The organism is Anaerolineales bacterium (assembly GCA_037382465.1).
Lineage (GTDB): Bacteria > Chloroflexota > Anaerolineae > Anaerolineales > E44-bin32 > WVZH01.
On sequence record JARRPX010000004.1, the window covers coordinates 184,817 to 208,171 of the forward strand.

17 protein-coding genes are annotated in these 23,355 nt (G+C 58.3%); 9 read left to right on the plus strand and 8 right to left on the minus strand.

The window, feature by feature from the left end:
• The first annotated feature begins 82 nt into the window (after nt 1-82).
• The 7 genes from P8Z34_02780 to P8Z34_02810 all read left to right on the plus strand — a co-directional run bounded on the left by P8Z34_02780 (nt 83) and on the right by P8Z34_02810 (nt 6,189).
• On the plus strand, nt 83-322 hold the full coding sequence (locus P8Z34_02780; protein ID MEJ2549589.1) for a hypothetical protein: 240 nt from the start codon (nt 83-85) through the stop codon (nt 320-322).
• A 9-nt stretch (nt 323-331) separates the two neighbouring features.
• Entirely contained in the window at nt 332-559 is a 228-nt protein-coding gene (locus tag P8Z34_02785; protein MEJ2549590.1) for a thioredoxin family protein, read from the plus strand.
• Nucleotides 556-1,125: a class I SAM-dependent methyltransferase gene (locus P8Z34_02790; GenBank protein MEJ2549591.1), complete on the plus strand. Its 570-nt coding sequence runs from the start codon at nt 556-558 to the stop codon at nt 1,123-1,125. Before P8Z34_02785 ends, P8Z34_02790 begins: the two co-directional genes overlap by 4 nt.
• Nucleotides 1,125-2,063, plus strand: coding sequence for a hypothetical protein (locus P8Z34_02795; protein ID MEJ2549592.1), 939 nt, complete (start codon nt 1,125-1,127; stop codon nt 2,061-2,063). Before P8Z34_02790 ends, P8Z34_02795 begins: the two co-directional genes overlap by 1 nt.
• A 71-nt stretch (nt 2,064-2,134) precedes the next feature.
• Nucleotides 2,135-4,291, plus strand: coding sequence for a cation-translocating P-type ATPase (locus P8Z34_02800; protein ID MEJ2549593.1), 2,157 nt, complete (start codon nt 2,135-2,137; stop codon nt 4,289-4,291).
• A 152-nt stretch (nt 4,292-4,443) separates the two neighbouring features.
• Entirely contained in the window at nt 4,444-5,034 is a 591-nt protein-coding gene (gene amrA / locus P8Z34_02805) for an AmmeMemoRadiSam system protein A (protein MEJ2549594.1), read from the plus strand.
• 195 nt (nt 5,035-5,229) lie between these two features.
• Nucleotides 5,230-6,189 (plus strand): CAP domain-containing protein, encoded by a 960-nt coding sequence (locus P8Z34_02810; GenBank protein MEJ2549595.1) that lies wholly within the window; start codon nt 5,230-5,232, stop codon nt 6,187-6,189.
• A gap of 24 nt (nt 6,190-6,213) precedes the next feature.
• Here the strand turns inward: P8Z34_02810 and P8Z34_02815 are convergent, their stop codons facing one another.
• The 3 genes from P8Z34_02815 to P8Z34_02825 all read right to left on the minus strand — a co-directional run bounded on the left by P8Z34_02815 (nt 6,214) and on the right by P8Z34_02825 (nt 10,838).
• The gene (locus P8Z34_02815) at nt 6,214-6,471 is read right to left on the minus strand and encodes a cyclic-di-AMP receptor (GenBank protein MEJ2549596.1); all 258 of its coding nucleotides are present in this window, start codon (nt 6,469-6,471) and stop codon (nt 6,214-6,216) included.
• Nucleotides 6,472-6,481: 10 nt separating this feature from the next.
• Nucleotides 6,482-8,371 carry a Na+/H+ antiporter gene (locus tag P8Z34_02820; GenBank protein MEJ2549597.1) on the minus strand — a complete coding sequence of 630 codons (1,890 nt, stop codon included), beginning with the start codon at nt 8,369-8,371 and terminating at the stop codon, nt 6,482-6,484.
• 76 nt (nt 8,372-8,447) lie between these two features.
• Nucleotides 8,448-10,838: a hypothetical protein gene (locus tag P8Z34_02825; protein MEJ2549598.1), complete on the minus strand. Its 2,391-nt coding sequence runs from the start codon at nt 10,836-10,838 to the stop codon at nt 8,448-8,450.
• 239 nt (nt 10,839-11,077) lie between these two features.
• On the opposite strand from P8Z34_02825, the gene P8Z34_02830 reads away from it, so the two are divergent.
• Both P8Z34_02830 and P8Z34_02835 read left to right on the plus strand, forming a co-directional pair.
• On the plus strand, nt 11,078-11,551 hold the full coding sequence (locus tag P8Z34_02830) for a MaoC/PaaZ C-terminal domain-containing protein (protein ID MEJ2549599.1): 474 nt from the start codon (nt 11,078-11,080) through the stop codon (nt 11,549-11,551).
• Between the two features lie 68 nt (nt 11,552-11,619).
• Complete coding sequence (locus P8Z34_02835) at nt 11,620-14,937, plus strand: transglycosylase domain-containing protein (GenBank protein ID MEJ2549600.1); 3,318 nt, start codon at nt 11,620-11,622, stop codon at nt 14,935-14,937.
• 33 nt (nt 14,938-14,970) lie between these two features.
• Here the strand turns inward: P8Z34_02835 and P8Z34_02840 are convergent, their stop codons facing one another.
• The 5 genes from P8Z34_02840 to P8Z34_02860 all read right to left on the minus strand — a co-directional run bounded on the left by P8Z34_02840 (nt 14,971) and on the right by P8Z34_02860 (nt 23,345).
• Nucleotides 14,971-15,564, minus strand: coding sequence for a glycerol-3-phosphate acyltransferase (locus P8Z34_02840; GenBank protein MEJ2549601.1), 594 nt, complete (start codon nt 15,562-15,564; stop codon nt 14,971-14,973).
• 27 nt (nt 15,565-15,591) lie between these two features.
• Nucleotides 15,592-17,811: a hypothetical protein gene (locus P8Z34_02845; protein ID MEJ2549602.1), complete on the minus strand. Its 2,220-nt coding sequence runs from the start codon at nt 17,809-17,811 to the stop codon at nt 15,592-15,594.
• A 295-nt stretch (nt 17,812-18,106) separates the two neighbouring features.
• Complete coding sequence (gene xylB / locus P8Z34_02850; protein MEJ2549603.1) at nt 18,107-19,612, minus strand: xylulokinase; 1,506 nt, start codon at nt 19,610-19,612, stop codon at nt 18,107-18,109.
• 101 nt (nt 19,613-19,713) lie between these two features.
• Nucleotides 19,714-20,880, minus strand: a complete 1,167-nt coding sequence (gene xylA / locus P8Z34_02855) for a xylose isomerase (GenBank protein MEJ2549604.1) — start codon at nt 20,878-20,880, stop codon at nt 19,714-19,716.
• Between the two features lie 146 nt (nt 20,881-21,026).
• The gene (locus P8Z34_02860; GenBank protein ID MEJ2549605.1) at nt 21,027-23,345 is read right to left on the minus strand and encodes a glycoside hydrolase family 3 N-terminal domain-containing protein; all 2,319 of its coding nucleotides are present in this window, start codon (nt 23,343-23,345) and stop codon (nt 21,027-21,029) included.
• Between the last annotated feature and the right edge of the window lie 10 nt (nt 23,346-23,355).

The following is a 23,355-nucleotide window of genomic DNA, read 5'->3' on the forward strand; positions in this document are numbered from 1 at the left end:
CGAGGTTTCCTAGCCCAAAGATTGTAAAGCAGGAGGGGGTTGTTGTCAAAGATGTTACAATTTCATTCATGGGTGAGAGCCGATGAAATTTATCAACCAACATTCCTATTTCGTGTTCGCGGGCACGGTGCTGGTCGGCGCGGCGTTGATCCTCGGCGCCGGCGGCATGACCACTTCCCGCCTGCTCGTGCTGCTCGGGCTGGCGTTCGTGTTGGCGGCTGTGTATTTGATTTTCTACCCCGGCAGAGGTCCGGCTCAGCGCACCCAACGCGGGATCGGAAGCGGCAAACCGGTCCTGCTCGAATTCCAGAGCCGCTTTTGAATAGCCTGCATGGCCATGAAACCCATCGTGGATGGGATCGAAACCGAATTCCAGCAGGAGTTGGACGTGATCCGTCTGGACGTCCAGGATCCTGCGTCTCGAGATTTCATGGAACGCTACGGCTTCGAGTACACGCCCACCTTCATTCTGTTCGACGGCGACGGAAACGAGCGCTGGCGGAAGCTCGGTGCGCTAAACAAGGCCGCCGTGCAAAGCGCGCTCATGGAATTAAAGTGATCCGCCAGGTCCTGTTCGAACTTTCGTACCTGATCCGCCGTACACCCTGGGACACCGGAATCTCACCGCCGGAATTAATGGTCTTTCTCGGTTCCCATTCCCCCGGCCGCGCTCTCGATCTGGGCTGCGGCACCGGTACGAACGCCATCACCATGACGAAACACGGCTGGCAGGTCGTGGCAGTGGACATTTCGATACTCGCCATCCGGCGCGCGCGCCAGAAAGCACACGAAGCAAGTGCAGCAATCGATTTTCGCCAGGGCGACGTGACTGCAATGCGGAATCTCGGTGACCCTTTCGATCTCGCGCTCGACATCGGCTGCTTTCACAGTCTGAGCGGAGATGCGAGAAAACGGTACGCCGCGAACCTCAAGCGCTGGCTGAATCCGGAAGGTTCGTTTCTGCTCTACGCCTGGCTGGATGATGAAGATGAAACCCAGGACGATCCGCTAAACGCAGCCGAAATCGAAACGCTGTTCTCCCCGGAATTGGAATGCCTCGACGCGACCCTCGGAACCGAACGGCAAAGGACTTCGGCCTGGTTCACCTTTCGACGGAAGCCGTGATGGCGCGCGTTTTGATGCTCTTCCTCGATGGCGTCGGGCTGGGCGCCGACGACCCGAAACGCAACCCGTTTGCCGTCGCACGCATGCCGGCATTGATCGGCTTGATGGAAGGCCGCAGATTACTGGCCGGTTCGGCACCGTTTGTCGGCGAACGAGCGTCGCTTCTCGCCGTAGACGCGTGCATGGGTGTCGCGGGGCTGCCGCAGTCCGCCACCGGCCAGGCCAGCCTGCTCACGGGCCGCAACGTATCTGCGGAAATCGGCATGCATTATGGGCCCAAACCGAATCCCGCCATCCGGGACATCCTCACAGAGGACAATTTGTTTGCCCTGGTCCGTCGAAAAGGCGAACCTGCGGCGTTGATCAACGCCTATCCGCCTGGCTATTTCGAAGCCATAAATTCCGGCCGCCGCCTGTATTCCGCGATTCCGTTCGCCGTCACTGCGGCCGGCTTCGAACTGATGACCGACGAGGATATGCGCCAGGGACGGGCGATGTCCGCCGATTTCACCGGCGCCGGCTGGGTCGCACGGCCCGATTTCCCTCCGGCGCCCGTCTATACGCCCGCTGAAGCCGGAGCATTGCTAGCCGCCATTTCCCAAACTTATGCACTCTCCTGGTTCGACTATTGGCCCACGGATTACGCCGGCCACCGTTCCTCACTCGACGGGGCCGTCGAACTGCTGGAATCCGTCGACGCCGTTTTGGACGGCCTCTTCTCCGCCTGGAAGGATCGAACGGATTTGATCGTGCTCACCTCCGACCACGGCAACCTGGAAGACCTCAGTGTGCGTGGGCATACCCGCAATCCTGTCCCGGCGCTTATCGTCGGACCTGCGGATCTGCGCATCCAATTCGCTGCTGGTTTGCACGATCTGACGGATTTCGCGGACGCCATCACGACCACGATTTTCAAGCGCCAACAAGAAGCCCCTTAGCCTACTTGACATTCTTTGTCCGATAAGGATAGTATCCTATTATATGGAGATCTTCTTTCTCCCAGCATGAGATGAAACGCTACGAGATAGGCACGAAAGACATGCAGCCAGAGAGCAAACCAGAGACATCCAACGCGGGCATCCAGACCCTGGAAATCCCCATTCGAGGCATGGACTGCGTCGATTGCACCAGGCACGTCGAGCGGGCCATATCCGATCTCTCCGGCGTTGAAAGCGTGGAAGTGCTTCTGGGGGCCGAACGCGCCGTCGTTCGCCTGGATCCCGGCCGGGTCGGCATGCCCGACCTGCGCAAGGCCGTCGAAAAGGCCGGCTACCGCGTTCCCGCTCCGGAAGTCACGACGGCGCAGCGAAATGCAGCGCAGTACGCCCGCCGGATATTGACGCTGCTCTTCGGCGTCTTTGCCATACTGTTTCTCGTCGTCGTTCTGGGCGAGTGGTTCGGGCTGCTCGAATCAGTCAGCCGCTCGATCCCCTGGCAGCTCGGTCTGGTCGTCATTCTGATCGGAGGCTATCCGGTCTTCCTCAACGTGCTTCGGGCTACGTGGCGCAGGGAAATCATCGCGCACACGTTGATGACCGTGGGAGTCATCGCCGCCGTCATCGTCGGGGAATGGGCTACCGCCGCGGTCGTCGTTTTCTTCATGCGCGTCGGGGATTTCGTCGAACGCTACACCTCCGAGCGCGCACGCCATGCGATCCGGGACCTTGCCAGTCTGTCCCCCCAGAAAGCGCGTCTCCTGCGCCAGGGAGAAGAAGTGGAAGTGCCGATCGAAGAAGTCAAAGCCGGAGACGTGGTCGTCGTGCGGCCGGGTGAGAAAATCCCCGTGGACGGGGAAGTCGTCGCCGGCCAGGCGACCGTCAACCAGGCAACCATCACCGGCGAATCGATGCCCGTGGAGGCGCAAGCCGGCTCCCAGGTTTATGCCGCCACGATCGCCACGTTGGGAAATTTGCGCATACGCGCCCAGCGCATCGGATCCGATTCGACCTTCGGTCGCGTGATCAGGCTGGTCGAGACCGCGGAGAGTCAGCGCGGCAGGGTTCAACGCGCTGCGGATCGTTTCTCCAGCTATTTCCTGCCCCTCGTTGCAGGAATCGCTGCGCTTACTTTCATCATCGGAAGAAACCCCCTGGCCACGGCCGCCGTGCTGGTCGTCGCCTGTTCCTGTTCCTTCGCCCTGGCGACACCGATCGCCATGCTGGCGTCCATCGGCGCCAGCGCCCGCCGCGGCCTGTTGATCAAAGGCGGCAAACACCTCGAAGCGCTGGCCCGAGCCCAGACCGTACTCATCGATAAAACCGGAACGCTCACCCTCGGCGAACCAGAGATCACGGACGTCATACCGCTGGGGAAGATCTCTGCGGACAAGCTGCTGAGCCTCGCTGCCAGCGCCGAACGCTATTCAGAGCACCCGCTTGCGGAGGCCGTCCGCCTGGCCGCATTCCACCGCGGCTGTGCCGTGCAAGAACCCCAGGACTTCGAAGCTACTCCGGGGATCGGCGTGCTCGCCCGGATCGATTCCCGGCAGATCGGTGTGGGAAACCGCCGCTCGCTGCCCGATGCCGCCCTGCCCGACTCCTTTCTGGAGAAAGAGAAGCAAGGCAAGACGCTGCTCGCCGTCACGAGAGACGGCGAACTGATCGGCGCCCTGGCAGCAGCGGACACCGTACGCGATGAGGTGCCGCAGGCGATAAGCCAACTCAAGCGGCTCGGCATCGATGAGCTCGTTTTGATATCCGGAGACAATGTCCATGCGACGGCCCACCTGGCCGACAGGCTGGGCGTCGATTACCGCGCCGAGCTGCTTCCCGAGGACAAGATCGAGATCGTCAAGCGCTATCAGGAACAAGGGCGCACAGTCGTCATGGTCGGGGACGGCGTCAACGATGCGCCTTCCCTTGCACAAGCCGACGTCGGCATCGCCATGGGTACGGTCGGAAGCGACGTGGCCATCGAAGCCGCCCACGTCGCCCTGCTGCGTGAAGACTGGACGCTCGTCCCACTGCTTTTCCGCATCGCCCGGCGGACGATGTCCGTGGTCAAGCTGAACATCGGCTTCACGTTGATCTACAATCTCTTCGGTTTGTCCCTCGCCGCGCTGGGAATCCTTCCACCCATACTCGCAGCCGCGGCGCAGTCCATCCCCGACCTGGGCATACTGGCCAATTCCTCCCGGCTGCTGCAGCAATCCAAGCTGGACCATTGACATCGGCAAAGCGCATCCGATTCGCTGCGTTGACGCCCGTAAAACACCTGTTCCATCCTGCCGGACGGCCAAACACGATGTTCCAAGATCGCCAACTCTTGCTATACTTCATTTTAAGCGAAAACGGATCGTCGATAAAGTTGAGGCATCGGATGCAGAACCGGTTTACAGAGAGTGAAAAGAAAACACTGCTGCGCCTTGCACGCGAGGCGATCGAGAGCGCCGTAGATCCAGCGCACCATGCAGTGAAATTCGACCTGCATTCTCTGCCTCCAGCCTTGCGAGAGTGCAAGACTTCATTCGTAACGCTGTACAACGGCGACCAGTTACGCGGCTGCATCGGAGGTCTCATGGCGGAACACGCCCTCGCCGAGGACGTGCGCATCCACGCCGCAGCCGCGGCAACGAAGGATTTTCGTTTTCCCCCCGTTCGAGCCGATGAAATCCCGCAGTTGAGTATTGAAATTTCCGTTCTTTCAACGCCCGAGCCGTTGGAATATGAGGGGCCAGACGACTTGATCGGTAAACTCCGGCCGGGCGAAGATGGGGTGATCCTGCAGCAAGGAGTCCGTCGCGCTACATTCCTACCCCAGGTATGGAAGAAGGTACCCGACCCCGAACGTTTCCTGGGAATGCTTTGCGAGAAAGCCTTTCTCCCGCCCGACGCATGGAAATCGGGGAAACTGCAGGTTTTTACCTACCAGGTGCTGCCCATCTGCGAGGCAGACCTGAAGGACGAATAGATCCTGACGCCCTATATCTGAGTATAGTGCGTCAGCCCTGGACGTAACACAGCGGAATACTCCGATCTCAGAAGTGTAGTACGATCGCCTTATACCCGTTGATTGTCACGCCGTCGATAATCGAGACGACGGGCTGCGTCAACTCACGTCGCGCCGGGGATAAATTCAAATTGCCCGGCAAAACTGAAGGTTATCGTGCGCCGAAGAAGATTGCGACTTTTCTCGAGAAAAAGCGGTTTGAAGGTTCTCCTGGCCACCGCCATGACCGTGCTCGCAGGCGCAGGTGCGGCCGCGCTTTTGTATTTCGCTCCGCGATTGCAGTTCGAAATTGCCCTTTATGCCACCGAACTGTCCGCGGCCAATTTCGTGCCCACAGCGGCGCTCACCACCGCAGCCGTCGGTATTGCCCGCGAAGCGGAACGAACGACGGAAAGCGCCTCCCTGCAGCCGACGAGAAGTCCGAGCAGCACGTCGACGATGAGACATTCGCCGACCAGCAGTTGCACAGTTTCCCCGACTCCGTCTATAACGCCTACCTGCTCACTAACGCCAACCGAATACATCCCCATATATCCGACAAGCACGAAAACGCCGCCGAGCATCCCGACGAGCACACGCACTAGGACCCCGACCGCCGCGCTGCCTCCTGCTGCAACGCCGACTCCGACGCCGGAATCCACCGCCCCGGCTGCATCACAGCAGCCCGCAACTGCAACGCCCACATCCCCGACAGCTTCCTGTTCGCTGAGCGGGAACGGCGCATACGAGGCAACGCTGCTGAGTCTCATCAACCAGGCGCGCAGCGAACACGGACTCGGTTCCCTGACCCTTAAAAGTCCACTGACCGCCGCAGCCCGGATTCACAGCGCAGACATGGCTTGCAACAACTTCATCTCTCACACCGGATCGGACGGCTCGCGGCCGGCCGACCGAGTAGCAGCGCAAGGTTATTCCTTTACGTGGATCGGGGAGAACATCTACGCCGGCGGTGGTTCCTACAACGCTCCCGAACAGGCCTTCGAGTGGTGGATGAACAGCACGCCCCATCGAGAGAACATTCTGGGCGCCAACTATCAATCGATCGGCATCGGCTATCAATACAACCCGGATGGCCAATACGGCGGTTGTTTCACGCTCGTCTTCACCCGACCGTGAACGATGATCCCGCAGCCCGATTGACTAAATCTGCTCGAAATGTTCGGTGTCCAGGATGAAAATCGTCGCTCGCCTTCGTTCGGCTGCCTGCGGCTCGGAACGTACTTCTCGGATCACCGCGATGGCTTCATCCACCCTTTCGGGCTGCAGACCGGTGAGCAGCGTCGTGTTGCCCCGCCGCAGAAAACCACCCGTCGATGCCACTCGCGTGACGCGGAACTCCTTTTCGATGAGCGCATCGACCGCTCGATCTGCGTCCTTATCGTCCAGGATCACAATCATTAATTTCACTCTAGATCACCTCACACTGCTCGACGTCGAAGACGAAAACCGTAGCCCCGCGCAGTTCGATCTGCTTCGGTTTTCCCAACCGACCGGGCAGGTTATCCACGGGTGCCGACAGATATTCCACGCTGCCGCGGGTGGCTTCCCGCAGCACACGGATCGTGCTTTCCAGTTCACCATCCGGGATGCCCACGATCAGCAGATGATTCGTTCGGCGAAGGAATCCACCGTCGCTGCGAACCCGTGTGGTGAGCACGCCCCGCGCCCTGAGTGCGTTGGTCGCCGATTCGAGATCCCTTTCCTGGATCACGACCATGAGTAGTTGGCAGACTTCCTGATGCAGATAGCTCTGTTGGGCATAATCGGTCCAGGCTTCGACGCTCGAATCCAGGGCTTCGTCGACCTCGGCGAGCAGGCTATCGTAGGTCAAATCCGATATGATTCCATCCCTGCGTAGGGTTGCCAACGTGCCGCGCTGCGCCCGCAGCATCTCGCGGCGTGCGTTGATCAACTCCTGTTCTTCGAGATCCGGTGTTGCACGGAGGATCTCTTGAACCGCCGAAGTCAGGTTTTTGACGCGATGCTCAAGCACGGGCTGCAGATGTTCCCAGGTGTGCTCCGAGATCAACCCATTCTTGCTCAGCTTTTGAATGCGCTCATACCCCGCACGTTCGGCGAGTGCTCTGGCCTGTCGGCGTTCGTATTCAATCTGGCCTTCGTTGCGCTCGATCACCTTCAAGCGCGCCAAAACCCGGTCCATGGAGAAGCCCTGCACGATGATGCTGAAGAGCACGACGCCGAAGGTCATGGTGATGATGAGATCCCGCGAGTCGCCCAGGGTCAACGGTAAACTGAGCGCCAGAGCCAGCGAAATCGCGCCCCGCAAACCTCCCCAAAAAAGCACGTGCCGCCAACGAGTCTCCATCCTGCTGATCAGCCTGGAGAAGAAGTAAACCACAAACGCTCGGCTCAGAAGTACGGCGGCGATGGCCCACAGAATCGGCTTCCAGTTTTCCAGCAGCTGCGTCAGGTTGGTTTGCAGGCCGATCAGGAGAAACACGGCCGAATTGGCTGCGAAGGCAGCATATTCCCAGAAGTTGAAAACCACGATCTTCGTCGTGGGCGACATCCCCTGGGGTCCGACGTTGCCGCTCACGATGCCGGCCGCCACGACGGCCAGCACGCCGCTGAAGTGGAGCAGGTCTTCGGCCACAAAAAACGAACCAAAAGCGACCAGGGTTGTGAGGGTTGTCTCGACGAGATGATCGTCGATCAACGAGGTGGCGCGTGCGAACAGCCATCCAAAGAGCAAGCCGATGATCAAGCCTCCGCCTGCAACGCGGATGAAGGAGGTCACACCCTCTGCGAGGTCGAAACTCCCCGCAGCGACCGCTGCCAGCGCAAGATTGAACATCACGATGGCCGTGCCGTCGTTCAGCAGGCTTTCGCCCTCCAGCAAGACTTCCAACCGTTTCGGTGCGCCAAGTTTGCGGAATATACCCACGACTGCCACCGGATCGGTCGCGGCGATGAGGGAGCCGAAAACGATAGCGATGGGTAAAACCAATCCGTCTCCCCAATGAATGACGAATCCGACAAACAGCATATTGAGGATGACGCCGGGGACGGCCATGAACACGATCGTTCCGAGATTTTGACGCAGGCGTTCGAAATTCAAGTGGAACGCTGCTTCAAACAACAACGGCGGCAAGAACAGGGAAAGAAAAACTCTCGGTGAAATTTCCATCGAGAGATCCGAGCGCAAACCGATGATCAGGCCGGCGATAACCAGCCCTACCGTGTACGGAATGCGAAAACGGCGTCCAATGATGGCCACGACGGACGCCACCAGGAAAATCATCAAGATGAGCAGTTCGAGTTCGAGATTGGTATCCATCGAAGCAACTTTTATCCTATTACAAACTTAACCGACATTTCAATTATATCCGCAGATACCGGTGGGAGTGGGAAAGCTAATCTTGCTCGACGAATTGAGGTTCATCCCCTTCGATTTTGATGCTTTGGCCGTTCGGAAAAGTAACCCGCGTGTACGCCGTGAAACATTCCAGTTTCAACCCGCGCCAGCGAACGACGACCGGCCGGGGAAACGGATTGGACGGACGCAGCCATACTTTATGAGGTGAGATCAAGCGTACCCCCAGCGTATCCAGGAAAAGACTGACGGGAAACACTCCCCATTGATGGTGCCGGTCCCCAAAACCTTCCGCCTGTTCCGCGTGATACGATTCGCGAAACGCCTTATCCGCCTTAAGGCTTTGGACGACGCTGGCCATCAACCGCTCGACCAAGACTGCCGCTTCCCGCCGGTAACCATACGCTACAAGGCCCTCGCCCAGCAGTGTGTTCCAAAAAAACCAGACGCCGCCAGCTCCCTCGGCCGGGCTTTGTTCATACGCCTTGTCCTTTGCGGAACAGGATGGAATGCCATACGGCCTCCAGAATCTTTCTTCGTCCATCAACGCTTTTCGCACCAATTGATCTGCCCGGTCGGATGTGGGAATGCCGGCCCATAGCGGCAGGAGCAGCGTTTGATCCTGACGGGTGAAATCCGCCACGCGCAGTTCAGTCTCGAATTCCTTGCTCAAACCTGCGACTTCGATTCGCTCGATCTCCGTGTACTGTTTCTGACTGGTCGCCGTTCCAAACTCCCAGAACCATTGGAAATCTCGTTCGGTCAGTTTCTCGATCCGTTTCCGCCCACTGCGACCGCGTCCATGGATGAATATCCTCACGGCGTGCGACAATCCCTCCTCTCCGATCGACCGCACGAGGACGCGCACTGCAGGGTCGAACGGACGTTCGACTTGCAGGTCGAACGAACCCTTCCTTCTTCCGAGCCGCAGGCCACGAGGCGAAACGTGAAGATCACGATCCATATGGTGATAGACGGATTCTTTCTCCGCCCAGGCAATATCGAGCGAGTCCTGGAGGTGCGACATGCGCATTTCGATCTCGGGAACGAGCTCCGCTCGATCCAACAGCTCGGCCATATCCCGCAGCGCCTGACACTCACGGTACAGGTAGGAAGCCAGATCGGGGGTTTCTGCCAGGGAAATATCCACACCCTGCCCCCACCGCCGCCATCGGACGAACGAGGGGATATCGTCGAACGCCGACTGCGTCGTGTTGGTCCATTCCGGATGGCCGTCGCCGTCGCGGTCATGATCCGATTCGAACCACACGTCCACGAAAGCCAGCAAAGGAACGAAGACCCCTTCCAGGAAGGCCCGGTCTTCTGTATGCAGGAAGGTCTTCCAGGCCAACGTCGCCAGGAGCGGAAGCGCCAGCATCCCGTTCCGCTGTCCCGCCAATCCCGGACTCCAATCGATACCCCCTTCCACTCGCCCGGCGGCGGTGAAATTCTCGATCATTCCTGCTGCCAGTTGCGGCGCAACAGGCAGCACTTGCAGTAAATTCGTATACGTCAGTGCCACAGACGCTCCGGCCCAATGCACATGAACGTCCGATCCGTCGCCGCGCGGCGAATAGCCGCGGTCCGGCCGGCGTGTCTGGACCAGTGATGCATTCGGCAGGTGCCGCGTCGGGCCGACGTAGCCCATCAGGGCATCTTTTTGCGCGAACGCCAATGCAGCATCCCAATCCTCGTCACCCGTTTCGATATCGACGATGGATGCGGCGGTCATTTCCAGCCTGGCGATTTCTGCGTCCCAGGATTTCGCTGCGAGTTCCCGTGCAACTTCGAAGGATTGCGCATGGTTTCCATACGCAGCATGGACCCAAAGCCAGCTCTTCTGCTCCCCAGGAACAAGCCGAGTGGAGACGGTCAGGGAGGGAAATGTCGTTTGTTCGCGGACCGCACCGCCCGAAAGAAATACCACGGGTTCTATCGAAGCCGTTCGTCCCGACAATATAGTGACGCCCTGAATCAGCTGCTCATCCATCACCTGCGGATTCTCACCCGGCTGCAGTAAGGCGTGCAGACGAAGCTCCGCTCTGCGAACATCGACTCCCCGATTGTAATACGTGAAGCGGCCGGCCAGGCACTTCGAGTCGGGAACCCAGTATTCGGCTTCCACTTCCAGATCCTCGAAAGGCGAACAAGTGACGCGTATGTAATTCGGCAGGAAGGCGCGTACGACCGTGGGCGCGTAAAAATGATCGGGGTGGACGACCGCTGATTCCCCCCAACGAAAACCGGGGAAAATCCGCATGCTACGAGCGCGCAACCCATACGTGGTCTGAATCGACAGCGCCGGCGGATCACCCCCAATCAACGCCAGCTCCCAGATTTGATCGTCCAGGTAATCCGGTGTTGTCAGACGCGCATCTGCAGCGATACACAACGATAGAGGTCCCTCTCGGGGAATCGACCATTCACGCATGAAACGAATTGTAAGAAGAGAGTGCGCAAAGGTAAAGCGTATTCGATTCGCAGATTCGAAGCGCTTTCCCCAAATTCCCGGATAATCCCGGGCTGCTGCCGCACATGTTCGGGCACTCGATTCTACCCATCGGGCATCATAAAGCCCCTTCGACGTTCTGATGATCGGGCGTATTCCGGGTTTGTTCCTCATCCCCTTCGATTCATGCTACAATCGTGCGCTGAGGTGAGGAGGAAACCATGGAAGCATCGGAGAGCATGCGCAGAGGTCTGTACTTCGAGGAATTTGAGATCGGTCAACGCGTCGTCAGTCCGGCACGCACGATTACCGAAGCGGACATCGTGAACTTCGCCGGTATCTCGGGTGATTGGAATCTGATTCACACGGACGCGGAATACGCCAAGACGACCCCCTTCGGGCAGCGTGTTGCGCACGGGTTGCTCATCATGGCGGTCATTTCAGGGTTGGCGGTTCGCACCGGCGTGATGGAAGGCACCGTACTGGCATTCCGCGAAATCGAATCCTGGAAGTTTAGTTTGCCCGTCTTTATCGGGGACACGGTTTACGTCGTGCTCGAAGTGGAAGAGACCAAAAAGCTGCCCCGACTCGGCGGCGGATCGATCAAGCTGAGCGTCGACGTGAAAAACCAGGACGACAAGACGGTGATGAAAGGGCGTTGGATTGCCCTGATTCAATCGCGCCCAGCGGAATGATTTTCACCGAATATTGGCGTCGAATTCGAAATTACATGTCAAAAACCCCCATGCTATAATCGTCTCTGATGGAACAAAACAAGGATGCAGATCCCGAGCTTCGCGGCGACGAGAGCTCGGAGTATCAAACAAGCGCAGGAGATGAGGCACCCGCCAACGAAGGCGGTGTGCCACCATCGAGCGCGGACGAGCCACAGGCTGAACACCATCAACTTCTCCGCAGATTACTGCAGGGTGAGGAAGAGGAAGCGGACATCCAGCAAAACGATGTCCCGACGCAAAACCCCGCGGAATCGGAAGAGCAGATCGAGTTTCAACTCGAACTCGACGCCGCGCCTGACTTGGCAGATCAGCCCGAATTGGCATTCCAGGCAAATGCGGAAGACCCGTCGGAATACATGCGTTCAATAACACCGACGCCGCCTGCGGCGGGAGACGAGTCGCAGCTTCCCCAGCGCGTGCCGGAACGCGATCTCGAAGCGACGAGCGTAAGTAATGCCGCATTCATCGCACCCCCCGATTCGTCCCAACCTGTGCAAACGGGCGGCGAGACGAAACCTTCCGGCTTTTTCACAGGCTGCGGCGGCTGTCTGCTGCGCATGACCATATTTGCAGCCTTCGCATTGATCGCAGTGCTGATCGGCGTCGTTTCATTTGGGCTCTACCAATATTATGCACTTGCAGCCACGCTGCCCTCCGTAGAGGATCTGCAAGCCAACGCGGCGCAGTTCGAGACCACCAGGATTTTCGACAGGCAGGGTAATCTGCTTTACGAGATCCTCGATCCGCAGGCAGGACGGCGCACCTACGTGCCCCTCGAAGACATTTCGCCTTTCATGGTGGCCGCCATCATCGCCACAGAAGACGCCCAGTTCTACAGCAATCCCGGCTTCGATCCCCTGGGAATCATCCGTGCGCTCGTCCAGAATTATCAATCGGGAGAGGTCGTTTCCGGCGCATCGACGATAACCCAGCAGATTGCGCGCAACTTGCTCTTTACTCCGGAAGAACGTTCGCAAATCACCGCGCGCAGAAAAACACGTGAAATCCTGCTCGCCGCAGAAGTGACCCGGCGTTACAGCAAGGAAGAAATTCTCGAACTTTATTTGAATCAGGCCTATTTCGGCAATCTGGCATACGGCGTTGAAGCCGCAGCCGAAACCTATTTCAACACCACCGCCGACAAACTTACCCTGACACAAGCGTCGTTTTTGGCCGGCCTCGTACAGGCGCCTTCCGTCTACGACGTTTTCACCAATCGCAATGTGACTCTCAACCGCCAGCAGCAGGTCCTGGTCTTGATGGTCGAAGCCAGCGTGGAGCAGGGTTGTATTTATGTGAGCAATTCCCCGCAGCCGATTTGCGTCACCGCGGAAGACGCCGGCAGGGCCGCTGCGGAAATCACCAACTACGAATTCCATTCGCCGGACATCACCATCCGCTTCCCGCATTGGGTGAATTTCGTCCGCTCGGAACTGGAAAACCTTTACGACGCGCAAACGATCTACCGCTCCGGGTTCTCGGTGTACACGACGCTGGATCCGGGGCTTCAGGAACAAGCCCAACAGATCGTCTCCGAGCAGGTGGAATCGCTTACCGACCGCCGAGTTACGAACGGCGCATTGGTCGCCATCGAACCCAGCACGGGTGAAATCCTGGCCATGGTCGGATCGGCGGATTACCAGGCCAACGACGGCCAGATCAACATGGCCGTTCGGCCCCGCCAACCCGGTTCCTCGATAAAACCGCTCACCTACACCGCGGCGTTCGAAAAAGGCTGGACTCCGGCGACGCTCATCTGGGACGTACCATCTGAGTTTCCTCCGTCCGGCAACCCCAACGATCCCCGTCCGCCCTATGAACCGGTGAACTACGACGAACGCTTCCATGGTCCGGTTACCGCACGCACGGCACTGGCGAATTCCTACAACGTCCCCGCCGTGAAAACCCTGAATTTCGTAGGCATCTTCGACGATCCGGAAACCCCCGAAGAAGAGGGCTTGATCGCGTTTGCCCGCCGTTTGGGGATAACGACACTCACGCGGGACGATTACGGTCTTTCCCTGACGTTGGGCGGCGGCGACGTTACGCTGTTGGAACTCACGAGCGCTTACGCCACTTTCGCCAACTACGGCGTGCGCGTGCCGCCCACGGGGATCCTGCGCATCGAGGATTCCAGCGGCGAGGTGGTGTATGAATATCAACCACCCCAGGGAGAACAGGTCATTCGCCCGGAGCACGCCTACTTGATCTCGTCGATCCTTTCCGATAACGCTGCACGCACGCCGGCCTTCGGCCCGAACTCGCTGCTCAACCTTCCTTTTCAGGTCGCAGCCAAGACCGGCACGACCAACGATTTCCGCGACAACTGGACGTTGGGCTACACCCCGGACATCGCCATCGGAGTGTGGGTCGGGAATGCCGATTACACCCCCATGGAAGGCACGTCGGGACTGACCGGCGCTGCGCCGATCTGGAACGAGTTCATGCAGGTGGCCGTTCACGATCTCACGCAGGACCACCCCTCCCCCTTCATCATGCCGCCCGGCATCGAAGACTACGTCATTTGCACCATCTCGGGAACGCTTCCCTCGGAATGGTGCCCGAAGCAACGCACGGAAATTTTCGCCTGGGATCAACCCCCGCTTCCCAAGGAACAGGACCTCTGGCGTGAGGTCTGGCTCGACAGCTACTCGCTCTTACTGGCGTCCGCCGAGTGCCCGGAATACGCCGTTGAAAAAATGGGTCTGAACGTCACCGATCCCTGGGCGCAGGAATGGATCAAGAATGACTCCAAGGGAAAAGACTGGGCCGAAAACATGGGCTTCGACGAAGACGAAATCTATTTCGTGCCTCAGGAATCCTGCAGCGAAGACAGCCCTCGGCCAATCTTGAGCATCACGCAGCCTGATGAAGGCGATACGATCACCAGTGATACGCTGGAGATCTTCGGCGCTGCCGGTGCGACGGCGGATTTCGATCGCTGGGTCCTGGATTTCGGCAAGCGTTCGGACCCCGTTGCCTGGACGAGGATCGAACGCGGCGAAAGCCAGCACCCGGATCCCGTGAAATTGGGGAAACTCGATCTCGGTGATATTTATGGCGGAACGATCACGCTGCGTTTGAGGATCTTCAGCACCGAAGGAGGCGTCGCAGAAGTCCGCATACATCTCACCATCGATCGCGTCAAACCCACGGCGACGCCGACTCCCACCCCTACGGAAACCACTACTTCGTCACCATCTCCCACGGCGACCCAAACCACGGCGCCGACTTCTACGAACCCGCCCACATCAACACAAACGTCAACATCGACGTCCACATCAACGTCGACAGCGACTCCAACCCCATCACCGACCGATACGGCGACCCTCACTCCTCCCTAATCGATCAATAACATATCATCAGCGACAATAACTTTACTCCCGATCCCACCACAACTCGCGATATTCGCGATTCCAATCCAACCGACCACGATACGCGATAAGTACGCCGACAACGATAGCCAACAACAGATCTGCGCCTGAAGCGCCAAAAATCAGCCACAATGGTCCGATCAGCAAACCCGTCAGGATGTTCCCTCGCGCCGAGTGCCTGATGAGCAATTGGCAGGCTGCCCCCAATCCAATCGCCAGCACCAACCCCAGCGGCCACGTGGCCAACAACGTTCCGGCGCCGCTGGCCACGCCCATGCCCCCGCGAAATCCCGCAAAAACCGGCCAGCAGTGTCCGACGACGACCAATCCCGCGGCGAGAGCCGGTTCCCAGCCAAATTCGGCGAAACGCCGCGCCAGCCAGACCGCCCCGAACCCTTTTGCCGCATCGAGCAGCATGACCGCGATTCCCGCCGGCCAGCCTGCCGCGCGCATGGTGTTCGTTGCCGTTGCGTGCCCCGATCCCACCTCGCGCACGTCGATGCCGGCCCGCCAACGGGTGATCAAGATCGCAAAGGGAATCGAACCCAACAGGTAGGCGCCGGCTCCGATCGCCAGGAAGCGGAAAACATGCTCCATGGATTCATCTCCTGTATCGTGAGAAATTTACAACAGAGGCAGCTGCGGATCGTGGTACCCCGGTGGGTCGATCCCCATACGCTCCGGCAGGTTCGCTCGAGTCAGAGTCGCTTCCCCCGCCAGTCTGCGAACGTGCCTGAATTTCACCACGCGCAAACCTTCTTCAAGCCACGCCCGCAGGTTGTAATCCCTGCGCGCTTTTTCAGTCACCAGAGAGGCACGCCCGCCGGGCATCACGAAGGTGAACGAACGTGCAGCATGGTCATGCAGCACTGTGCCGATGGCGGCCGTTGCCATGACCACGAAGTCGTAAACTGGCGCGTCCTGCGCGTCGCGCCAGATGATCGTATTCTCCTGCTGAACGGAAAACCCCAGCCTGTTTCCCATATCAACCAGCAAACGCTTGATCTCTTCGCAGTCTGCCTGACGTTCATCGAGCTGATCTTCCGTCCGTAAGGACCACAACCCGGCGTCGTCCTGCTCGAGCGCATAGGACTTAATGCACGCCCGAACGAGTCCCCGATCCGGTGTCATCAATCCGGGCGACGCCTCACACACGCGTTGGTCGATTTCGAGTTCCGGAATCACATCCCCGGACCGCAAGATGTCCAGCACCAGTTCTTCCACCCGGTCCGCGAGCGGCGCTGCGGCCTCGCGGGCGTCGACCAGCCAATACTGCCCGCTTTCGAGCTCCAAGCCTTTGCCGAGGTGTTGGAAGTAGCGCGTGTCGACCAAAGCTTTCTCGAGAGCCTCGGCGACGATCGATAATGGATGTCCGTCTTCGTGTTCCCAAATCCGGGCCAGCCTGCGCTCTTCGGCAAGACGGCACCATACGGCCGCATGCACCAACGAGAACGGGACCGGTTCGCCCCGCCGTTTCAAGAATTCACGCGCAGCGTCGATGAGTGAAGGCGGCAGCCCAGCAGGAATCTGCTTTCGATTCAGCCTGGATTTCGTCCATTGGAAGAAAGCTTGCCCCTCATCGCCGCGGATCGCACACCCTTCGAGTTGAAAACCCACCCCATCCAGGCTGGCGAGTGCCGCTGCCGTGAACCCAGGCTCCGCCTCCGGTATGAACGCGAGCAACGCCTGGTCTTGTTTGTACCAGGTGTGCAACTTCGACAAGACCGTGCGCAGCGCACCAGCATGCCAGGCCCAATCGTAACGCCGGCGCCGCAGCGCCATGCGGATCGGTGCGGCCGAATCGCGACCCCACAGCCACGCCGCCCACAAAGCACACAAGGTCCAAAACGCCTGATTGGGCCGCGGCAGCACGGTGAGCACGAATGCTTCGCGTTCTTTGGGGAACGTCTGCATCAAATCGCGCAGCGGGCCGGAGAATACCGCAACGGCGCCTGGTTCCGGAAGCGATCCTTCCGTCCATTTCATGGATTTGACTCCCGGGTCCTCCATCGCCCAGACGGGGACGGCATCTTCCAGGGCGCGCCACACGTTAATTTCACGGTAATGTGGAGAAGCGCTTAACTGGCGCGGCCGCGAGCGTCCTTCCGGATAGCCCCATAAGGCGTTCGCTTGATCGAAGGCGGAAAGCAGCAGCGCCTGCGCCGCTTCGTACAGCCTCGGCTCCCAGGATACCTGCGCGATTTTGGTCATCAAAGTGATGAGGGCATACAATGCTCTTGCAGGGTAGACGGACAAGGCAGCCCGCGCATGATCCCGATCCGGATCGCCCTTGGAGGCAACCTGTTCCAAAGCCAGTGCATGCTGCAGACTGCGCTGCGTGAAACCTTCCGCCCGTTCCCAATCCGCAGCGCTTGTTGCACTTTCGCCCGAAAAATTGCACCGCTCGCAAGAGAAGACTTTGTGCGTCGGTTGGTCCAGCTCCCGATCCCAGACAAAATAATCGGCGATCGCGGGGGCACCGCAGCGGGAACACTCGGTCTGGTACAGGTCGAGTAAAAACAACTCCAGTCGACCCCCGTTCTTGGGGGTCGCAGCCAGGCGGGCCAACGCGGCCTGTAATTCATGCAAGCGGAATGGAACGAGGGCGTGTTTCAAGACGAAGCGTGTGATCGGATTGTTGACCGCTGCCACGACGGCGTTTCCTGTGCGTGCAGCCTCAATCGCCAGGAGCGGAGAGACGCCAAAAGGATCCAGGATCAAGCGGTTTTGCCATTGACGTTCTTCGATGACACGGCGAACGCTGCCCTCCTCGAGTGGAGGCAGAAACCTTGCGAGTGGGAAAGGATGAAGCGGCGCCGTGCCAACGGGGTACGTTAAGTCCATCCTTACCAGTATACGCTATACGAGGACGAAAGAATAAATCCAACTCATCCGTTCCCATTGCACACGTCCTTCGGTGCAAACACAGGGAATAAGTTGGAAAGGGTTATCTGTCGGATGGGCCAATCAACAGAATCCCAAATCCATCCCGGCACCTTCTCCCTCAGGTCCGTATTTATGGAATGGGCGCATAGCAGTATATACGAACGAAATGCTATTCAGAGATTCGAACGAAGTTTTCGCAGTTTCCTGAAACGATCCACGGACCGAATTTACGCGCGGCCAGCCGAATCACCCATCAACCATCGAAAGAAGACAAGGCATCGAAGCTGGGTTTCAAAGCGGGATACAGACCCCGGTAAATCGGATACAAGGCTGCATACACGTCCTGCGCATCGGACGGCGCGGTTTGCCCCGTGATGTGCACCACGGATTTGCAAGCCGTTTCAAGATCGCTGAAGGCTCCGGCTCCCGTAGCGGCGATCAATGCGGCGCCGTATGCCGCACCCTCTCTCGAATTAACCGTCACGATTTCGACGCCTAATACGTCCGCAAGGATCTGACGCCAAAGTGCGCTCTTGGCCCCGCCGCCGGTGGCGCGTATCTGGTTGACGTCCGTCAAACCGGCACCTTTCATCAGCTCCAGGCTGTCGCGCAGCCCGAAAGACACTCCCTCCAACACCGACCGGGTCATGTGCGGTAGGGTATGGCGAACGGTCAATCCGACGAACGAAGCTCTGGCCAAGGGGTCAGAATACGGTGTCCGCTCTCCTGTCAGATAGGGCAAGAAAACCAGCCCCTCCGATCCGGCAGGAACGTCCGCAGCAGGTTGAACGAACGAATCAAAGTCCTGGCCCGGCGCGAAGGTGTCTCGATGCCAGCGCAGACTTCCCGCGGCGGACAACATGACACCCATCAAGTGCCACTTCCCGGGTACGGAGTGACAAAATGAATGCAACCGTCCTTCCGGTTCGATCACGACTTCGTCCGTCGTGGCGAAAACGACCCCGGACGTGCCCAGGCTGAGCGACATGATTCCCTCGACCACCGCGCCGGTACCAACGGCAGCCGCTGCCTGATCGCCGCCGCCGGCCATCACGGGAGTTCCTTCCTTCAAACCCGTCGCTTCTGCGGCTTCCCTGGACACCCGGCCCGTGATGTCCGTCCCTTCAAACGTGGGAGGCAGCCACTCGAGGTCGATGCCCAGTGCGTCCGCAACTTCAGGGGACCAGGTTCGCTTGCGAATATCGAACAACAGCGTGCCGGCACCTCCGGCCCGATCGATGGCGTACGCGCCCGTCAATTTGTAACGCACGTAGTCTTTGGGGAGCAGGATCTTGGCGACCTTCTCATAAATCTCCGGCTCTTCTTCCTGCACCCAGAGGATTTTCGGTGCGGTAAATCCGGGCAGTGCATCATTCCCGGTGATCTCGATCAGCTTCGCTTTGCCCAACCGTGCCCGGATCTCATCACATTGTGCACCGGTTCGCTGGTCGTTCCACAAGATCGCCGGCCGCAAGACCTCACCATTTTTATCCAGCAGCACGAGACCATGCATTTGTCCTGTAAGGCCGATTCCCTTCACCGCATCCCCATCGACGCCCGATTCCTGTAGTGCTTTGCGGATGCTTTTGACCGTCGCATCCCACCACAACCCGGCTTCCTGCTCGCTCCAGAGTGGGTGCGGTACCTGAAATGTGTATTCGGAAGAAGTCACCGCGACGATCTGCCCATCTTCGTCCATCAACAGGGTTTTGGTAGCCGTGCCGTAAAAGATTCGAATTACGGATCGCTGGCGATACAAAGCAATGGTGCAGCCACCATATGCGACCTGTTTTCAATCTGCGATGTACGTTGTGTCTCCCCTCGATCGGCGATCAAGGAGATGTAATCGATCGTCTTCGCTCAGCGAACACCCAACAACAGTTCGACGACGAGTTGGTCCAAACGCTCGTACTGCATCCCGCGTGCGGCCAAACCCTGCCGGTCAAACGAATACGCTTTCAGATCGTTCGCTTTTTGGGCCGAATAGGCGCCGGTGAAAGCTTTCATTTCACCGCTGTCTCGATTAATTTCCGCCAGTAAATCCTGGATCTCTTTGTCCTTATTGAACTGTTCGGCTTTTTCCTTCAAGATCAGATAGGTGCGCATACAGCCACGGGCAAAATCCTTGACGCCCTCATAATCTTCCGTGCGGTAGGCGTGTGCGTCGAAGTGACGGCTGCCCGCATAGCCGTAATCCTCGAGCAGCCTGACCAGGAAGAAGGCGCTCTTAAGGTTGACCGCACCGAAACGGAAATCTTGATCGTATCGGCCGAATGCCTGATCGTTGAGATCGATGTGGAACAATTTTCCCGATTCCAGGGCCTGGGCCACGCCGTGGGTGAAATTCAAACCCGCCATGTGTTCGTGAGCCACCTCTGGATTTACCCCGACCATTTCGGGATGATCCAGGGTTCCGATGAAAGCCAACATGTGACCCGTGGTCGAATTATAGATATCGCCTCGCGGTTCATTGGGCTTGGCTTCCAGAGCGAACTTCAGGTCGTATTTTTGATCCAAGACGTACTCGCAGAGGAAGTTCATCGCTTCCCGGGTACGCTTGATCGCCACCACCGGATCCTTGGCGGCGTCCGTTTCGGTGCCTTCCCGTCCGCCCCAGAAAACGTAGAATTTCGCCCCGAGTTCGACGCCCAGGTCAATCGCATTCATTGTTTTTTGGAGTGCATATGCGCGTACCTTGGGATCGTTCGAACTGAAAGCACCGTCTTTGAAGATCGGATCGCCAAACCGGTTCGTCGTGGCCATGGGCACGACGATGCCGGTCTCATCGAGAGCCTTTTTGAAATCGGCAACGATGCGATCGCGCTCGGCCGGGGTAGCATCGATGGGAACCAGATCGTTGTCATGGAAATTGACCCCATAGGCGCCCACCTCTGCCAGCAAATGGACCAATTCAACCGGTGTTTTTGGCTCGCGGGTCGGTGCGCCAAAGGGATCGCGTCCGATGTTGCCTACCGTCCATAAGCCAAAGGTAAATTTGTGTTCAGGCTTCGGATCATATGTACTCATTGGATTATCTCCTTCATTAGTAGGGTATTGAAGTTTCAATTATACTTTCGGCTTCGCCGTCCTTGGAACGATGGAGTATCTGACGGCACCCGGCAGAATTCACTGCCTGATGCCGTGTTTAGGATCACCTCGTTGCAGCGGGTCGTTCACTCGACAGTGACCGGGCAATTCATCATGCGCTGCTGGATGGGCGTACTGTCCTCTCCAACGATCTCAACGCGGCCGCTTAAGTGGATGTCGTCGGAAGAACTTCCCAGCATGATCTGAACCGGGCCGGATTCGAGTACCAGCTGCAGATCGTTATCGTAAAACGCCAGTTGATCGGCCTGCAGGTGAAAGATGACTTTCTTCTCTTCACCGGATTTTAGATTCTGCCTTACGTAGCCCTTGAGCTCTTTCACCGGCCGCGGCGTACTGGCATACTCGTCGTGGACGTAGAGTTGGATGACTTCATCCCCATCCAGCGGACCCGTGTTTTTAACGTGAAGAGATATATCCAGCACTTCTCCCGCTTTCACCTGCGCTTTGGAGATCGACAAATTGCTGTACACAAAGGACGTATAGCTCAGGCCGTGTCCAAAGGGATACAAAGGATCGGTCGTCTCGGAAACGTAATCTCCATACCAGTGGGAGCGCGTTCCCGACGGTTTGCGGTTGTAAAACAACGGCAGCTGACCCACCGAGCGGGGAAAAGTGATGGGGAGTTTCCCGCCAGGATTGAAATCTCCGAAAAGCACATCGGCCACAGCCGGGCCGCCCTCCTCCCCAGGAAGCCAGGCCTCGAGGATGGCATTCGCGTTCTCTGCGATCCGGGGAATGGCGTATGGGCGGCCGTTGACCAACACCACGACGACCTGCTGGCCGTTTTCCAGGATCGCTTCGGCGAGATCCCGTTGAACTCCCGGCAGCAATAAATCAGCGCTATCGCGTGTTTCACCGGAAGTGCACAGCGGCGTCATCCCCGAACGATCGCCGAGTACGAGGATGACCGCATCTGCATCCTTTGCGGCCTCGAGCGCTTCCGGCAAACCTGAAGTATCCGGATCGAGGTTGTCACAACCCCTGGCGTAGCGCACTTCGGTTTCCGGCGAAACCAGGGCTTGTATGCCCTCGAGAATAGACGGGATCTTTATATCGTGTCGAGCGAACTCCGCTTCGTTCACATCGATGAAGGACGAGTCTTCCTGTGGAACAAACGCCATCATATCCTTCATCGCCGCGTAGGAGTAATCGCCAAGCTGGTTCCTCCCTTCATGGGCGTTCGGTCCGATGACGGCCAGCGTCTTGATCGTCTTTCCCAACGGCAATACGCCGTCGTTCTTCAACAAAACCATGCTCTCGTGGGCAATCTGACGTGCGAGGCTGCGATTGGCATCCGTCTCGTAGCATTCGAGTACCGCGCCTTCGTCCACGTAGGGATTTTCGAAAAGGCCGAGTTCGAATTTCTTTTGCAAGTGACGACACACCGAACGGTCGATCATGTCCATGGTGATCTTGCCTTCATCGAGAGCCGTCTTCAGCGGATCCCCGTAGCAAACGGTCGTTGGCAGTTCGACATCGATTCCAGCCGCGAGTGCCAGGCTGGCCGCTGTGGATTCATCCGCTGCTGCGAAGTGAAAATTATGAATCATCTCGATCGCTTCGTAATCCGAAACGAGCAAGCCATCGAAACCCAACTCCCCGCGCAGCATGTCGGTCAGAATCTGATGCGAGGCCGCTACGACGACTCCATCCAATTCGGGATAAGCGTTCATCATCGTGGCAAGCCCGGCGTCTCGGATTGCGGCCTGGAACGGCGCCAGAAACACCTCGTAGACTTCTTGAAACCCCATATGGACGGGTGCGCAGTTCAAACCACCCTGCGAGTTGCTGTGCCCGATAAAGTGTTTACCGGTGGCCATCACACCTTCAGCCAGCGATTCGTTCTGCAATCCTTCGATGTAGGCCACACCAAAGTGGCTGACCAACATGGGATCTTCGCCAAAAGTCTCTTCCACACGTCCCCAGCGGGAATCTCGGGCGATATCCAAGACCGGCGCGAGAGCTTGCCTGGCACCGATGGCAAGTAGTTGTTGCCGGATCGCCTCGGTCATGGCTTTCGCCAGAGCCGGACGGAATGTCGACGCCAGACCGATCATCTGAGGAAACATCGTACCGCCGAGGACCATCGCTCCCGAGCAGCACTCCTCATGGACGATGGCCGGAATTCCGAGGCGGGTTTTATCGAGCAAATACTTCTGCAAACGATTGACGGTCTTGGCGGCAGACACGGGATCGAGTGTGGATGCACCAGCGACGCGAGTGATTTGCCCAATACCGCTGCCGAGTCGAGCGGCAATCTTCTCCTCGTCGATCTGCCCCTGTGTTTGTAATTCATACATCCAACAAGAACCCATCTGGGAGATTTTTTCATCCAGATTCATCTGTGAAACCAGATCATCGATACGTTGTTTGAGTGATGCCATTGAACTCCTC

What these genes read in the sequence shown, in the direction of transcription:
- P8Z34_02800 (MEJ2549593.1), top strand. Translation starts at nt 2,135, where the DNA reads ATGAAACGCTACGAGATAGGCACGAAAGACATGCAGCCAGAGAGCAAA.
- P8Z34_02845 (MEJ2549602.1), bottom strand. Translation starts at nt 17,811, where the DNA reads ATGGACTTAACGTACCCCGTTGGCACGGCGCCGCTTCATCCTTTCCCA.
- P8Z34_02835 (MEJ2549600.1), top strand. Translation starts at nt 11,620, where the DNA reads ATGGAACAAAACAAGGATGCAGATCCCGAGCTTCGCGGCGACGAGAGC.
- P8Z34_02860 (MEJ2549605.1), bottom strand. Translation starts at nt 23,345, where the DNA reads ATGGCATCACTCAAACAACGTATCGATGATCTGGTTTCACAGATGAAT.
- P8Z34_02815 (MEJ2549596.1), bottom strand. Translation starts at nt 6,471, where the DNA reads ATGATTGTGATCCTGGACGATAAGGACGCAGATCGAGCGGTCGATGCG.
- P8Z34_02830 (MEJ2549599.1), top strand. Translation starts at nt 11,078, where the DNA reads ATGGAAGCATCGGAGAGCATGCGCAGAGGTCTGTACTTCGAGGAATTT.
- P8Z34_02780 (MEJ2549589.1), top strand. Translation starts at nt 83, where the DNA reads ATGAAATTTATCAACCAACATTCCTATTTCGTGTTCGCGGGCACGGTG.
- P8Z34_02820 (MEJ2549597.1), bottom strand. Translation starts at nt 8,371, where the DNA reads ATGGATACCAATCTCGAACTCGAACTGCTCATCTTGATGATTTTCCTG.
- P8Z34_02785 (MEJ2549590.1), top strand. Translation starts at nt 332, where the DNA reads ATGGCCATGAAACCCATCGTGGATGGGATCGAAACCGAATTCCAGCAG.
- P8Z34_02825 (MEJ2549598.1), bottom strand. Translation starts at nt 10,838, where the DNA reads ATGCGTGAATGGTCGATTCCCCGAGAGGGACCTCTATCGTTGTGTATC.
- P8Z34_02795 (MEJ2549592.1), top strand. Translation starts at nt 1,125, where the DNA reads ATGGCGCGCGTTTTGATGCTCTTCCTCGATGGCGTCGGGCTGGGCGCC.
- amrA (MEJ2549594.1), top strand. Translation starts at nt 4,444, where the DNA reads ATGCAGAACCGGTTTACAGAGAGTGAAAAGAAAACACTGCTGCGCCTT.
- P8Z34_02840 (MEJ2549601.1), bottom strand. Translation starts at nt 15,564, where the DNA reads ATGGAGCATGTTTTCCGCTTCCTGGCGATCGGAGCCGGCGCCTACCTG.
- xylA (MEJ2549604.1), bottom strand. Translation starts at nt 20,880, where the DNA reads ATGAGTACATATGATCCGAAGCCTGAACACAAATTTACCTTTGGCTTA.